13 protein-coding genes are annotated in these 12,793 nt (G+C 70.6%); 9 read left to right on the forward strand and 4 right to left on the reverse strand.

From position 1 onward, the window contains the following. Window positions 1-50: 50 nt before the first annotated feature. Window positions 51-1,052 (reverse strand): sigma-70 family RNA polymerase sigma factor, encoded by a 1,002-nt coding sequence (locus ACSHV8_RS35180; protein ID WP_436522942.1) that lies wholly within the window; start codon window positions 1,050-1,052, stop codon window positions 51-53. A 559-nt stretch (window positions 1,053-1,611) separates the two neighbouring features. Here ACSHV8_RS35180 and ACSHV8_RS35185 point away from each other — a divergent pair. Beyond that, window positions 1,612-2,295 (forward strand): SDR family NAD(P)-dependent oxidoreductase, encoded by a 684-nt coding sequence (locus ACSHV8_RS35185; RefSeq protein WP_436522944.1) that lies wholly within the window; start codon window positions 1,612-1,614, stop codon window positions 2,293-2,295. 5 nt (window positions 2,296-2,300) lie between these two features. Here the strand turns inward: ACSHV8_RS35185 and ACSHV8_RS35190 are convergent, their stop codons facing one another. Beyond that, a complete protein-coding gene (locus tag ACSHV8_RS35190; RefSeq protein ID WP_436522946.1) occupies window positions 2,301-3,008 on the reverse strand; it encodes a dTMP kinase in 708 nt (235 codons plus the stop codon). A 145-nt stretch (window positions 3,009-3,153) separates the two neighbouring features. Between ACSHV8_RS35190 and ACSHV8_RS35195 the strand changes: the two genes are divergently transcribed. The 7 genes from ACSHV8_RS35195 to ACSHV8_RS35225 all read left to right on the forward strand — a co-directional run bounded on the left by ACSHV8_RS35195 (window position 3,154) and on the right by ACSHV8_RS35225 (window position 8,670). Beyond that, window positions 3,154-3,723 carry a nucleotidyltransferase gene (locus tag ACSHV8_RS35195; RefSeq protein WP_436522948.1) on the forward strand — a complete coding sequence of 190 codons (570 nt, stop codon included), beginning with the start codon at window positions 3,154-3,156 and terminating at the stop codon, window positions 3,721-3,723. 9 nt (window positions 3,724-3,732) lie between these two features. Next, window positions 3,733-3,981, forward strand: a complete 249-nt coding sequence (locus tag ACSHV8_RS35200; protein WP_436522950.1) for a hypothetical protein — start codon at window positions 3,733-3,735, stop codon at window positions 3,979-3,981. Then, window positions 3,978-4,730, forward strand: a complete 753-nt coding sequence (locus ACSHV8_RS35205) for a metallophosphoesterase family protein (protein ID WP_436522952.1) — start codon at window positions 3,978-3,980, stop codon at window positions 4,728-4,730. Before ACSHV8_RS35200 ends, ACSHV8_RS35205 begins: the two co-directional genes overlap by 4 nt. A 47-nt stretch (window positions 4,731-4,777) precedes the next feature. Then, window positions 4,778-4,921, forward strand: coding sequence for a GPGG-motif small membrane protein (locus tag ACSHV8_RS35210; RefSeq protein ID WP_014688232.1), 144 nt, complete (start codon window positions 4,778-4,780; stop codon window positions 4,919-4,921). A 173-nt stretch (window positions 4,922-5,094) separates the two neighbouring features. After that, window positions 5,095-6,276, forward strand: coding sequence for an MHYT domain-containing protein (locus ACSHV8_RS35215; RefSeq protein WP_436522955.1), 1,182 nt, complete (start codon window positions 5,095-5,097; stop codon window positions 6,274-6,276). Window positions 6,277-6,318: 42 nt separating this feature from the next. Continuing rightward, on the forward strand, window positions 6,319-7,038 hold the full coding sequence (locus ACSHV8_RS35220) for an HD domain-containing protein (protein ID WP_436522957.1): 720 nt from the start codon (window positions 6,319-6,321) through the stop codon (window positions 7,036-7,038). A 27-nt stretch (window positions 7,039-7,065) separates the two neighbouring features. After that, a complete protein-coding gene (locus ACSHV8_RS35225; RefSeq protein ID WP_436522959.1) occupies window positions 7,066-8,670 on the forward strand; it encodes a glycoside hydrolase family 13 protein in 1,605 nt (534 codons plus the stop codon). On the opposite strand, the gene ACSHV8_RS35230 is transcribed toward ACSHV8_RS35225, so the two are convergent. Further along, entirely contained in the window at window positions 8,584-10,044 is a 1,461-nt protein-coding gene (locus tag ACSHV8_RS35230; RefSeq protein ID WP_436537064.1) for an MFS transporter, read from the reverse strand. The genes ACSHV8_RS35225 and ACSHV8_RS35230 overlap by 87 nt on opposite strands. An 83-nt stretch (window positions 10,045-10,127) precedes the next feature. Between ACSHV8_RS35230 and ACSHV8_RS35235 the strand changes: the two genes are divergently transcribed. After that, entirely contained in the window at window positions 10,128-11,282 is a 1,155-nt protein-coding gene (locus tag ACSHV8_RS35235) for a glycosyltransferase (protein WP_436522961.1), read from the forward strand. 70 nt (window positions 11,283-11,352) lie between these two features. Here the strand turns inward: ACSHV8_RS35235 and ACSHV8_RS35240 are convergent, their stop codons facing one another. Then, window positions 11,353-12,792, reverse strand: coding sequence for an RICIN domain-containing protein (locus tag ACSHV8_RS35240; RefSeq protein ID WP_436522963.1), 1,440 nt, complete (start codon window positions 12,790-12,792; stop codon window positions 11,353-11,355). Window position 12,793: the final 1 nt, after the last annotated feature.

Raw genomic sequence — 12,793 nt, forward strand, 5'->3', positions numbered from 1 at the left:
GGTACCGGCCTTCTTCGTGCTGTCGGTCGATCAGAAGTTCTGTCGGTGGATCAGGCGGCCTGCAGGCCCTCGGCCCGGGCCAGCTCACGCAGCCGGCCCAGCGCCTGGATCTCCAGCTGGCGGATCCGCTCCCGGCTGAGCGAGAAGCGCGAGGCCACCTCGGTCAGCGAGTGCTCGCGGCCGTCCTCCAGGCCGTACCGCGCCCGCATGATGCCGGCCGAGCGGTCGTCCAGGTGGTTCAGCAGGCCCTCGATGCGCTGGCGCTCCAGTGCGCTCAGCACGATCTCCTCGGGCGACGGGGCGTCGCTGTCGGCGACCAGGTCACCGAGGTTGGTGTCGCCGTCGTCGCCGACCGGGGTGTCCAGGGACACGGTGTCCTGGGCCCAGCGGGTCAGCTCGTTGACCCGCTCCACGGTCACGCCCAGGGCGGCCGCGATCTGCTCCGGCTCCGGGTCGCCGCCGAGCTCGCGGACGAGCTGGCGGGTGACGTTACGCATCCGGTTGACGTCCTCGACCAGGTGCACGGGGAGGCGCACGGTGCGCTCCTGCTGGGCGATCGCCCGGCTGATGGCCTGGCGGACCCACCACGTCGCGTACGTCGAGAACTTGTAGCCGCGCTCGTAGTCGAACTTCTCGACGGCGCGGACCAGGCCGGTGTTGCCCTCCTGGATCAGGTCGAGCATCGGCATGCCGGAGCGCACGTAGCGGCGGGCGATGGAGACGACCAGCCGAAGGTTGGCCCGGATGAACAGGTCTTTTGCCTTGCTGCCCTCGGCGACGATCCGCTCGAGCTCTTCCCGGCTGATGCCACGACGCGCCTCGCCCTGCTCGAGCAGGTGCTCGGCGTAGAGGCCCGCCTCGATCGACTTGGAGAGCTCGACCTCACGCGCGGCGTCCAACAGCGGCGTCCGGGAGATTTCGTGCAGGTAGACTCCGACGAGGTCGCGCTCCTCGGCAACCTGGTCGGTACGCATCACGGTGTTCTTCTCCACGTTGCCCACGGTCCCCTCATTGCCGTCACTAACCCTGTTACGGGCAATACCTGCGTCCATCAGCCCTCTCCCGTAACGTCCGCAGCTCGTGCATTGCGGTTGCTGACATCTACACAACAAATGGCTGCCTGCGCTGATTCCTGCCGGCTGATCGAAAGTGTCACGAATGCCTGGGTCTTACCTGAGAGCCCAGTGCGCGGTAGCTGAGCGCGATCTCTCTGCGACCGTCTTGCGGATAGACGGATACCCGTACCGCGCCTCATAACACCATCGGCCTCTCATCGTCCACAGCGACGGGCATCACCTGGGCGCCGCGATGCTCGTCACCCTGGTGCGGACACCCGGTATTACGGCTTGTTCGCCCTTGGGGTTCACGTGCAGCATCGACCGGTCGCCGACAGGCCTGAAACAAACGCGAACATCGAATTGATCGCGTCCGACCCGGCCGCGCCGGCCGAACGGGACCATCGGCCACACTGCGGCACGCCACGCCTCTTTTCACTCGCCCGCACGGGTGACGTTCCCCGATGCGGTGACATTCCCCGTGAGGGCCGCTGGGGGGCGTGGTAGTGAGGAAAAGCACACCCACGGCCGGGTGACAACCTGTTCGGATCTCCCCATGACCAACACTGCTCTTGTGACGGGCGGCACCGGCGGGCTCGGCTCCGCCACCATCGCGGCGTTCCTGGCCGCGGGGTGGCGGGTGGTGGCCCCGGCCCGTCCCGGCTCCGTCGACCGGCTGCCGGCCGGTGTCGTCGCCGTTCCGGCCGACCTGACCGACCCGGCCGGTGCCGCCGCTGCCGCGACGGCCGCCGCCGGCGATCCCGAGGCCCCGCTAACGGCGGTGGTCAATCTCGTCGGTGGGTACGGCGGTGGCGGCCTGATCGCCGACACGCCGGTCGAGGAGTTCGAGGCGATGTTCACCGCCAACCTGCGTCCCACCTACCTGACCACCGCGGCCGCGCTGCCGCACCTGGTCGCGGCCGGTGGCGGCTCGGTGGTCTGCGTCTCGTCCCGGGCCGCGCTCGCGCCCTTCCCCGGCGCGGCCGGGTACATCGCGTCCAAGGCGGCGGTGCTCGCGTTCGCCGACACGGTGGCTGCCGAATACAAGAAGCAGCACGTGCGCTGCAACACGGTGCTGCCCAGCGTGATCGACACGCCGACCAACCGGGTGTCCATGGCGGACGCCGACCAGAGCCGCTGGGTGAGCCCGGCCACGATCGCGCAGACGATCCTGTTCCTGGCCTCGGACGCCTCCGGGCCGATCAGCGGGGCCCGGATCCCCGTTTACGGCCAGGCCTGACCCGCTCAGAGAGACTCAGCGAGTTGCCAGCCGAGAACCGCGGCTCCGGCAACCACCGGCACGCCGGCCAGCACCAGGGTTCGCACGCGGACCCGGCGCTGAGCCGGCACGGCCGCCTGGGTGAGGGCGGCGCCGATCGCGGACCGGATCTCCTCCGGTGAGCGATTCGCGTCGATGACGACAAAGTTCGAGAACTCCGGCATCGACCGGTACGCGCGGTCGGCCGCGGTCAGGTACTCCATCGACTCGTGGTCGGTGCCGCGGCGGACGATCCGCTGCTGGGCCACCGCCGGGTCGACGGCCAGGAAGAACGTCACGTCCGGGCGCGGGAAGAAGCGGTAGGCGAGCCGGGCGCGCCGCTCGGCGGCCGGGCCGGCCCCGTGGGCGCGCAGACTCGCGTACTGGCACACCGCGAAGCGGTCCATGACCGCGACCTCCCGGCGGACCGCGCGCCGCAGCAGCGTCCGGGCGATGGCGAGCCAGCGCAGCAGGGACTCGGTCAGGAGCATGAGCCGGCGGCCGAGCAGGTCCTCGGCGTCACGGCGGCCGAACCGGACGGCCAGCCGGCCGAACCAGGCCCGCCCGCCCGCGTTCTGCCGGTAGCGCGCCGGGCGGCCGGCCGCGGCGAGGCTCTCGGCCAGCAGGCGGGCCTGCGTGGTCTTGCCGGAGCCGTCGATGCCGACCAGGGCGATGGTGCGCACGGGAGAGGACATACCAACCGACGGTAGCCGGGCCTCGCACGCTGCGTTCCTCCTCGTAATGCCGTCGAAGCGGGCCAGAATGATCACCGAGGGGGTTCAAGGTGCGGCTACCCGGGGTAGTCGTCATCAATTGGACAGGCGAGCACAGGAGGGCACCATGCCGCACCGCGTCGACGAGGGGCTGGCCGGCACGATGAAGCGTGTCGCCGCGGCCCTGAAGACGGCGGAGATCCCCTTCGCGCTGGGCGGCAGCTTCGCCGTGTACGCCCACGGAGGGCACTCCAGCGATCACGACGTGGACTTCCTCATCCGCGAGCAGGACAAGGAACGGGCTCTGCAGGAGCTGGCCGGGGTCGGCTTCGAGACCGAGGAACCGCCGGAGGACTGGCTGGTCAAGGTCTTCGAGGAGGGCCGGATGGTGGATCTGATCTTCCGTCCGGTGGAGACGCCGGTCACCGACGAGACCCTGGCCGACACCGAGCGGATCTCGGTCGAGGCGATCTACATGCCGGTGCTGTCGGCCACCCAACTCATGATCCACAAGCTGCTCGCGTACAGCCAGCACCACTGCGATTTCGCGCAGGGGCTGCCCGTGGCCCGGTCGCTGCGCGAGCAGATCGACTGGGAGCGGGTGCGACGCGAGACGGCGACATCGCCGTACGCGGAAGCCTTTCTGGTTTTGCTCGATCGCCTTGACGTCGTGCCATTTCCGCCAGAGGAGGGGTAGGGGCCTGAGATGACCAAACAGATCGATCTGGAAGCCGAGATCCAGCGGCTGCTGACCGAGCACGACCGGATCGCCGAGCAGGGTGTCACCGTGCAACGCCGGGAGAACGTGCTGGTGCTGGGCGGTGAGGTGGAGAGCGCGCAGCGGCGGGACGAGATCTGCCGGCAGATCACCGCGCGCTACCCGGACCTGGAGATCGCCTGCGACATCGGCATCACCCGGACCCAGGCGCCGGCCGAGGTGGAGGAGATCTCATGATCCGGATCGCCGCCGTGGGCGACGTCCACGTGGACAAGGACGTGGTCGGCCGGTACCGGCCGGCCCTGGAGGAACTGCCCGATCGGGCCGACGCGCTGCTGATCGCCGGCGACCTGACCCGGCACGGCACGGTCGACGAGGCCAAGTGCTTCGCCACCGAGTTCGGCGGGCTGGGCGTGCCGGTCGTGGTGGTGCTCGGCAACCACGATCATCAGAGCGACAGGCAGGACGAGGTGACCGAGGTGCTCACCGACTCCGGGATCACCGTCCTGGAGGGCACGGCGACCGTGCTGGAGCTGCACGGGCACCGGCTCGGCATCGCCGGGACCAAGGGGTTCGGCGGCGGCTTCAAGGGCGCCTGCGCCAGCAACTTCGGCGAGCGCGAGATGAAGGACTTCGTCGGCACGGCCGAACGTTACGCCGACGCCCTGCGCGACGCGCTGCGCTCGGTCGAGGTGGACGCCCTGGTCGCGCTGACCCACTACGCCCCGGTCCCGGAGACGCTGGCCGGGGAGCCGCTGGAGATCTTCGCGTTCCTCGGCTGCTACCAGCTCGGCCAGGCGATCGACGACGCGCCGACCGCGCTGGCCCTGCACGGGCACGCGCACCACGGCTCGGAGCGGGGGCGCACGCCCGGCGGGGTGCCGGTACGCAACGTCGCGCACCCGGTCATCAAGCAGGCGTACAACGTGTATCAGCTGCTCAGCGACACTGTGGACGCGAAGGACACACAACTCGTGAACGTGTGATCCGGGAGCAGGTTTCCGATTTTCGGACACCGGGTACCAGCAGTGACATGGACCTACTGCTCTGGATTCTCGCCGTTATCCTCGTGGTCGCCGGCATCCTCGCGCTGTTCCGGCGGCAGATCCTCTGGGGCGTCGTGCTGATCATCGTCGGCCTGCTCGTCGGCCCCGGTGGCGTCAGCATCTTCACCTGATCCGCCACCCCCGCACCCCACAATCCCGTCGGTATCGGTACCGGGATCGTTCCCAGAAACGGAACGGTCCCGGTTCTCTTTGGTGCACCGACGCACACCACGTGCGTTGAACGGCAGCTGATTTCTGACTCACTACCCCGCGGACGATCGCCGACGTTTCGCGAGGTAAAGCAGTGTCTGCTCACGTTCACCACTTCACCTATGGCGCCTTCAATCCGATAGCCGCGACCCTGCTGGCGTACCTCGGATCCTTTCTCGGTCTGCTCTGCACCGAGCGGGCGCGCGGTGTGCACAGCCGCAGCCGGCGCAACCGGTGGCTGGTGATCGCCGCGTTCTCGATCGGCGGATGCGGCATCTGGCTGATGCACTTCTCGGCGATGCTCGGCTTCGACGTCCCGGACAGCCCGGTCCGCTACGACCTCCCGGTCACCCTGCTCAGCATGCTGTTCTCGGTCGCCACGGTCGGGATCGGGCTGATGGTGGTCGGCCACGGCTCGCCCAGCCCGGCCAAGACGGTCGCCGCCGGCCTGCTCACTGGTGGCGGGGTGCTGGCCATGCACTACACCGGCATGGAGGGCATGCGGCTGACCGGCGCGGTCCTGCACTACGACCCGATGCTGGTGGCCGCGTCGGCTGTGATCGCGATCGTGGCCTGCACCACGGCGCTGTGGTTCGCGGTCTCGGTGCGTGGGCTGCGGCCGATCGCCGGCGCCGCCGGGGTGATGGCCGTCGCGGTCTGCGGCATGCACTACACCGGCATGGCCGCCCTCTCGGTCGAGCTGGTCCCGTCGGCCGAGCAGCCCACCGGCGGGATCCGGCCGCTGGCCCTGATCGTGCCGATCACCGTGCTGACCGCGGCGACCATCGTCGGGGTGGCGCTGAGCGCGCTGCAGGCGATGACCGACGAGGAGTTCACCGACGGGGCCGGCACCCCGAAGCGCGGCGCGCACGCCGAGACCCCGCAGCCCTGGACGCTGCGGCAGGCCTCGCAGTTCGGGGCGGCGGCGATCCGGCTCTCCCCGGCCGCCCGCGCGGTGGCCTCCGGACGGGCCGCCGGGTCGGGCCGCCCGTCGCCGGCCCCGCGGCCGGCGCCGCGCCCGCCGACCTTCGACCCGTCGGTGGCCGGTGCGCCGCCGCTCGTCCCGATGCCGACGATCCCGCCCGAGGAGCCGGCGCCGCCCGCCGTGCCACCGACCGTGCAGGTCTTCTCCGGGTTCGGGGCCGAGCCGACCGTGCCGGTGTCCCCGGTCGGTCCGTTGACCCCGATGGCGCCGGCCGACACGCCCGGCCCGATTCCCGATCCGGGCGGCGGGACGCGGGGCCCGGTGGTGGGTCCGGCCACATCCGGCACATGATCGATCCCCGTCGCGGCCGATGATCAGGTATATCTGATCCGCATGGCGCCAAGGATGCTGCTCTCGATGCCGCTGCACGCGATCACCGAGGTGTACGGCGAGGCCGGCCTGCGGCAACGGTTCGAGCTGGAGCTGGAGTCGTTCCCGGCCGCCGAGCGCGAGCGTCTGACCGAGGCGCTGGACCTGGCCGCCACCCTGCACGCGACCGACCGGCGGGTCCGCGAGCCGTACCTGAACCATCTGCTGCGGGTGGCCATCCGGATCATCCGGTACTACCAGATCCGGGACGTGGACGTGCTCGTCGCGGCGTTGCTGCACGACGCGGTGGAGGATCACCCGGCGGAGCTGGCCGGGGTCGCGCCGGACACGCCGTACGGGAAAAGCACCGAAGCGGCCTTGGCCGCTCTTGCTCTTCGCTTCAATCCTCGGGTCGCCGATCTGGTCCGGTCGGTGACCAATCCGGCCTACGACCCGGGGCGTGATCGGCACGAGCAGTACCGGGAGCATGTCGCCGACAGTCTGGAGCGCGATCCGTGGGCGCGGATCATCAAGATCTCGGACTTCACCGACAACGGTGTCGGCGTGATCCACACCACGCTCGACAAGGCCCACCGGTCGGCGACCAAGTACCGCCCGCTGGTGCCGAAGCTGCGCGAGCTGATCGGGCGGCCCGACACCCCGCTCTCCACCCAGGCCAAGGAGCACATCCTGGACCAGCTGGACCTGGCCGAGGAGCGATTCGCGGCCATCCTCGACGGCTGACGAAAGCATCCGCCTACGCTGGGGTTCATGCCCTCCACTGACGCCTGGTGGCGCGACGCCGTCATCTACCAGATCTACCCACGCTCGTTCGCCGACGGGAACGGCGACGGCATGGGCGACCTGCCCGGCATCACCGCGCGCCTGCCCCGCCTCCGTGAGCTCGGCATCGACGCCGTCTGGCTCTCCCCGTTCTACGTCAGTCCGCAGCACGACGCCGGTTACGACGTCGCCGACTACCGCGACGTCGACCCGCGCCTCGGCGGCCTGGGCGACGCCGACAAGCTGATCGCCACCGCCCACGACCTGGGCCTCAAGATCATCGTGGATCTGGTGCCCAACCACACGTCGAGCGAGCACGCCTGGTTCAAGGCCGCGCTGGCCGCCGGACCGGGCAGCCCCGAGCGGGAGCGCTACATCTTCCACGACGAGCCGCCGAACAACTGGCAGAGCGTCTTCGGCGGCCCGGCCTGGCACCGGGTCGACGACGGTCAGTGGTACCTGCACCTGTTCGACGTCTCCCAGCCCGACCTGAACTGGGATCACCCCGAGGTCCGGGCCGAGTTCCTCGACATCCTGCGGTTCTGGCTGGACCGCGGCGTCGACGGCTTCCGCGTCGATGTGGCCCACGGCCTGGTCAAGGACGCCAAGCTGGCCGACTGGACGCAGCCGTCGGTGGTGCTCGGCGGCCTGGAGCCGGCCGGTCCCCCGCCGCCCATGTGGGACCAGGAGGGCGTGCACGAGATCTACCGGCAGTGGCGGACCGTGCTGGACGAGTACACCCCGGCCCGGATCATGGTGGCCGAGGCCTGGGTGCAGCCCGAGGAGCGGCTGGCCCGGTACGTGCGGCCGGACGAGATGCACCAGGCGTTCAACTTCCCGTACCTGGAGGCGCCCTGGAAGCCGGCCGAGCTGCGTGAGGTGATCGACTCCTCGCTCGCGGCCACCGGCTCGGTCGGCGCGACCACCACCTGGGTGCTCTCCAACCACGACGTGGTCCGGCACGCGTCCCGGCTCGGCTTCCCGGCCGGCACCGGGCGCAAACCGGGCATCGGCCCGGGCGACCCGCAGCCGGACACCGGGCTGGGCCTGCGCCGGGCCCGGGCGGCCACGCTGCTGATGCTCGGGCTGCCCGGCTCGGCCTACCTGTACCAGGGCGAGGAACTGGGGCTGCCCGAGCACACGACGCTGGCCGACGAGTTCCGGCAGGACCCGGCCTGGGAGCGGTCCGGGCACACCGAACGCGGCCGGGACGGGTGCCGGGTGCCGATCCCGTGGGAGGCCGACGCCCCGTCCTACGGCTTCGGGCCGGGCGACGACAGCTGGCTGCCGCAGCCGGCCAGCTGGGCCGAGTACGCGCTGGACCGCCAGGTCGACGTGGCCGGCTCGACCTACGAGCTGTACCGCTCGGCGCTGGCCGCCCGGCGCGCGCAGGACCTCGGCAACGGTTCGCTGACCTGGGCGTCCTCGGAGGGTGACGTGCTGGCGTTCCGCAACGGCGGGATCCTGGTGCTCACCAACTTCGGCGCCGAGCCGGCCGGGCTGCCGTCAGACGCCCGGGTCCTGCTGAGCAGTGAACCGCTCGACGGCGACGGGCGGGTCCCCACCGACGTCACCGTCTGGGCCGCGGTCTGACGATTTCGAGAGCGCCAGCAGGGCGGCGTGCGTGGCGGCCATGTCGTCGGCCACCGTCCTGCTGGCCATCCAGTACATGATCCCGGTCGGGATGAAGAAGAACTGGAACGAGGCCAGCCCGACCGCGTAGTTCAACGGCGGCGGGAACGCGCCGGCCAGCCGCTGGAAGGCCACCCCGACCAGCGCGTTGCCGCCCGCCCGGCCGAACCCGTTGACCAGGTTGCCCAGGCTGTAGACGGTGCCCCGATGCTCCGGCGGGTTCACGTCGGCGATCATCGCGAACCAGTTCGGCGAGTTGGCCGACGTCAGCATCAGCGCGAACACGGCGATGGCCAGGCAGACCGCCACCGTCGGCTCGGTGACCACGTTGTCCAGCACCCCGCGGATCACGTCGGCGGTGCCGGCCCCGTCCGGCACGGTGATCCGCATCGGCACGAAGAACAACACCACATAGAAAGGTACGGCGGCGAGCACGCCCACGGCCGCGACCAGCGCCCGCCCCCGCGGCGTCCGCCGCTGCAACCGGTCACCGGCCAGTCCCCCGAGGATCGACAGCGCCGCCCCGAGCTGGAAGATCGTCGCGAACACGCTGCCGACCAGCACCGCCGTCCCGGGCGAGTAGCCCTGGTCCTCGGCCCGGGCCCGGAACAGCACCGGCAGCCAGACCAGCGAGCCGAACGCGATCTGGGCCGTGCCGCCCTGCAGGATCAGCCAGATGTTGGTCCGCCGGCCCAGGATGATCGGCAGGTGGTCGTGGTGGATCCGCTCGTCGTAGTCGATCCCGGCCAGCTCCGGCTGGCTGTCCCCGCGCGGCACGTTGTAGGTGAACACGTACAGCAGCGTGGCCGCGCACCCGGCGACCGCGGTGACCAGGAACGGCTGCCGCCAGTCGGCGTGACCGAGGATGCCGCCGACCAGGGTGCCGGCCAGCGTGCCGACGCCCTGCGACAGGCCCCAGAAGCTCATCACCAGGCCCCGGCGGCGCGGCGAGATCAGATCGCTGACCACCGAGAAGCTGACCGAGGCGACCGCGCCCAGCCCGAACGCGGCCAGCACCTGGGCGAGCAGGAACGACACGTACCCCGCGGACAGACCCGACCAGGCGGTGCCGGCGATCCAGATCACCGTGCCGAGGATCAGGACCGGTTTGCGGTCGGTGCGGTCGCCCGCGTACGCCCACCCGATCGCGGCGACCGCGCTGATCAGGAACATGATCGTGGTGGCCAGCGCGATGTGGCCCTCGCCGACCCCGAAGTCGTCGCCGATGCTCCCGTACAGCGGTGGGACGATGCCGATGGCGACGTTGTCCAGTGACGCCAGGATCACGAAAACGACCACGCTGTAAACGCGGTGCACGGTGCCGCCCCTGAGCATCACGGGGTAGAGGTTAGCGAGAGTTCGGCCTGCGGACAGGGCGGCGTTGCCCCCAGTACCACGGTTTTCGATGATCTGGACGCATGCTGATCGTGCGGATCGCCAACTTCGTCCACTCGACCTCCGGCGGCCTCCGCACGGCGCTGCGAGAGCTCGGCCAGGGATATCAGGCGGCGGGACATCAAGCCGTGCTGATCACTCCCGGTCCGCGGGCCACCGAGGAGGAGACGCCGTACGGCCGTCTCATCACCCGGCCCGGCCCGGTCGTCCCCGGGCTCGGCGGATACCGCGTCCTGCTCAACCGGGGTGCGATCACCAAACTGCTCGACCGGCTGCGCCCCGACCGGATCGAGGTGCACGACCGGTCGACGCTGCGCTGGCTCGGCGCCTGGGCGCGGCGGGCCGAGGTGCCGTCGATGATGGTGTCCCACGAAAGCCTGGACGGGCTGCTGCGGCTCTTCGGCCCGGGCCGGTCCCTGGGCCTGCGCGCGGCCGACCGGCTCAACGCGCGCACGGTCGGCGCCTTCGACGCGGTGGTCTGCACCACCGGCTGGGCCGAACGGGAGTTCGTCCGGCTCGGGGCGACCCCGATCCGGGTGCCGCTCGGGGTCGACCTGGCCCGGTTCACGCCGGCCAACCAGGACCCTTCGGTGCGCGGCCGATTCGCCCGGCCCGACCAGGTGCTGCTGCTGCACTGCGGGCGCATGTCGGCCGAGAAGGAGCCCCGGCTGTCGCTGGCCGCGCTGGCCGAACTGCGCTCGGCCGGGGTCGACGCGATCCTGGTCGTGGCCGGGGACGGTCCGCTGCGGGTCGCCCTGGAGCAGGAGGCCCTCGACCGGCAGCTGCCGGCCACGTTCCTGGGCCACGTCACCGACAAAGCGCTGCTCAACGCGCTGCTGGCGAGCGCCGACGTCGGCGTGGCGCCCGGGCCGATCGAGACGTTCGGGCTGGCCGCGCTCGAAACCCTGGCCAGCGGGACCCCCGTGGTGGCGCGGTCGTCGAGCGCGCTGCCCGAGGTGATCGGGGCGGCCGGGGTCGCGGCCGACGGGACCGGGTCGGCCTACGCGGCGGCGATCCGGGAACTGCTGGACCGGCCGGAGACCGCCCGCCGGGGTGCGGCCCGCGCCCAGGCCGAGCGTTTTCCCTGGTCGGGCGCGGTCGACGGCTTCCTGGCGGTGCACGGCCGGACCCGCGTCCCGAACGGCCGGGCCCACGACGTGGACCCGGCCGTCGCCTGACCGACGGTCACCGACGGGAACGGCCCGGGACTGCTCCCACGGTCCCGGGCCGCATCCCTCCCGTCGGAGGTCAGTTGCCGATCGTGGCCTGCGGGCCGGCGTACTGCTTGAGCAGCGCCGGCACGTCGGCCGCGGCGTCCAGGGTGTACGCGTAGTAGCTGGACGGCGTGAACGCCGACCCGTTGGTCACCTGCTTGCCGGACGAGTTGACCACGATGCTGCCGCTCTGCCTGAGCTGCCCCTTGGTCAGGTCGTCGACGTTGTACGGGTTGGCCACGTTGTCGAAGTAGCTGTTCTCCAGGACCAGCTTCGTCGAGCCGCGCGAGAGGTTCCCGTACGAGGTGATGTTCTGCATGTAGTTGTTGTAGAGGTGCGCCAGCGCGACGTTGTCGACGCTCGGGTTGCGCTGGTTGGTGTCGTGGATCCAGTTGTGGTGGATCGTCATCCGCGCGGTCACGTTGTCGGTCCAGCCGATGCCGAACGCCTTGTTCTCGTTCGACAGCTCGTTCCAGGAGACGGTCAGGTACGACGTGTCCTTGCGGCTGTCGATCAGGCCGTCGTTCATGTTGGTGATCCGGTTGTGGTCGATCCACACGTGGTCGGCGGTGTCCATCTGGATGCCGTCGTAGTCGTAGACCTTGTCGTCCGGGTCGTCCTCGGGCATCGCGGCGTCCTTGATGGTCAGGTTCCGGATGATCACGTTCTTGATCCCGGTACCGAGGAAGAAGCCGCCCTGGAGGATCTGGCCGCTGGTGCCGACCCCGACGATGGTCTTGTCGGACTGGACCTTGAGCTCGGTGCCCTTGGGGGTGACGGTGATCGCCGAGGCCACCCTGATCACGTACGGTTCGGTCGCCGTGACGTACTTCTGCAGGTCGGCCAGGGTGGTGACGGTAACCGTGGCCCCGGCCGCGCCGCCGGTCGTGCCCCCGCCGGTGGAGGCGAAGCCGTCGGCGGTGTTCGACCAGGTCCGGCCGGTGCTGACCGGGGTGAACGCCCACTGCTTGTTCGAGTTGGCGGTGCACGTCTCCTGGATGATCGCCGCGCCCGAGGCGGTCGACGCCCCCTGGTCGGAGATGCAGAGTCCGTTACCGACGTTGACGATCTGGTACGAATCGGTCCCGCTGGCGACGAGTTTCCACTGCTGGTTGGTCTGGGAGCCGACGCAACCCCACTGCTGCAGCCGGGTCCCGGACGTCGCCGAGGCGGCCGGCACGTCGACGCACTTGCCGCTGTTCACGTTCTGCAACAGGTAGTTCGCACCGGAGGCGACCAGCTTGAACTGCTGCCAGGCGGCGCCCGCGGTGCAGCCCCACTGCTGCAGCAGCGCGCCGTTGTCCTTCGACGCGGCCGGCACGTCGAGGCACAGGCCGCTCTTCTTCACGGCCAAGGTGTAGGTGGCACCGGCCGCGGGCACGGTCGCGGCCTCGGACGGCAGCACCGCCCAGCCGACGATCGCGGTCGGGACGGCCAGGACGGCCGCGGTCAGGAAGATCCGCTTTTTACGCATG

Source organism: Actinoplanes sp. HUAS TT8 (assembly GCF_051380535.1).
GTDB lineage: Bacteria > Actinomycetota > Actinomycetes > Mycobacteriales > Micromonosporaceae > Actinoplanes.

Coding starts and splice junctions, on each gene's coding strand:
- ACSHV8_RS35180 (WP_436522942.1), bottom strand. CDS start 1,052: ATGGACGCAGGTATTGCCCGTAACAGGGTTAGTGACGGCAATGAGGGG.
- ACSHV8_RS35185 (WP_436522944.1), top strand. CDS start 1,612: ATGACCAACACTGCTCTTGTGACGGGCGGCACCGGCGGGCTCGGCTCC.
- ACSHV8_RS35190 (WP_436522946.1), bottom strand. CDS start 3,008: ATGTCCTCTCCCGTGCGCACCATCGCCCTGGTCGGCATCGACGGCTCC.
- ACSHV8_RS35195 (WP_436522948.1), top strand. CDS start 3,154: ATGCCGCACCGCGTCGACGAGGGGCTGGCCGGCACGATGAAGCGTGTC.
- ACSHV8_RS35200 (WP_436522950.1), top strand. CDS start 3,733: ATGACCAAACAGATCGATCTGGAAGCCGAGATCCAGCGGCTGCTGACC.
- ACSHV8_RS35205 (WP_436522952.1), top strand. CDS start 3,978: ATGATCCGGATCGCCGCCGTGGGCGACGTCCACGTGGACAAGGACGTG.
- ACSHV8_RS35210 (WP_014688232.1), top strand. CDS start 4,778: ATGGACCTACTGCTCTGGATTCTCGCCGTTATCCTCGTGGTCGCCGGC.
- ACSHV8_RS35220 (WP_436522957.1), top strand. CDS start 6,319: ATGGCGCCAAGGATGCTGCTCTCGATGCCGCTGCACGCGATCACCGAG.
- ACSHV8_RS35225 (WP_436522959.1), top strand. CDS start 7,066: ATGCCCTCCACTGACGCCTGGTGGCGCGACGCCGTCATCTACCAGATC.
- ACSHV8_RS35230 (WP_436537064.1), bottom strand. CDS start 10,044: ATGCTCAGGGGCGGCACCGTGCACCGCGTTTACAGCGTGGTCGTTTTC.
- ACSHV8_RS35235 (WP_436522961.1), top strand. CDS start 10,128: ATGCTGATCGTGCGGATCGCCAACTTCGTCCACTCGACCTCCGGCGGC.
- ACSHV8_RS35240 (WP_436522963.1), bottom strand. CDS start 12,792: ATGCGTAAAAAGCGGATCTTCCTGACCGCGGCCGTCCTGGCCGTCCCG.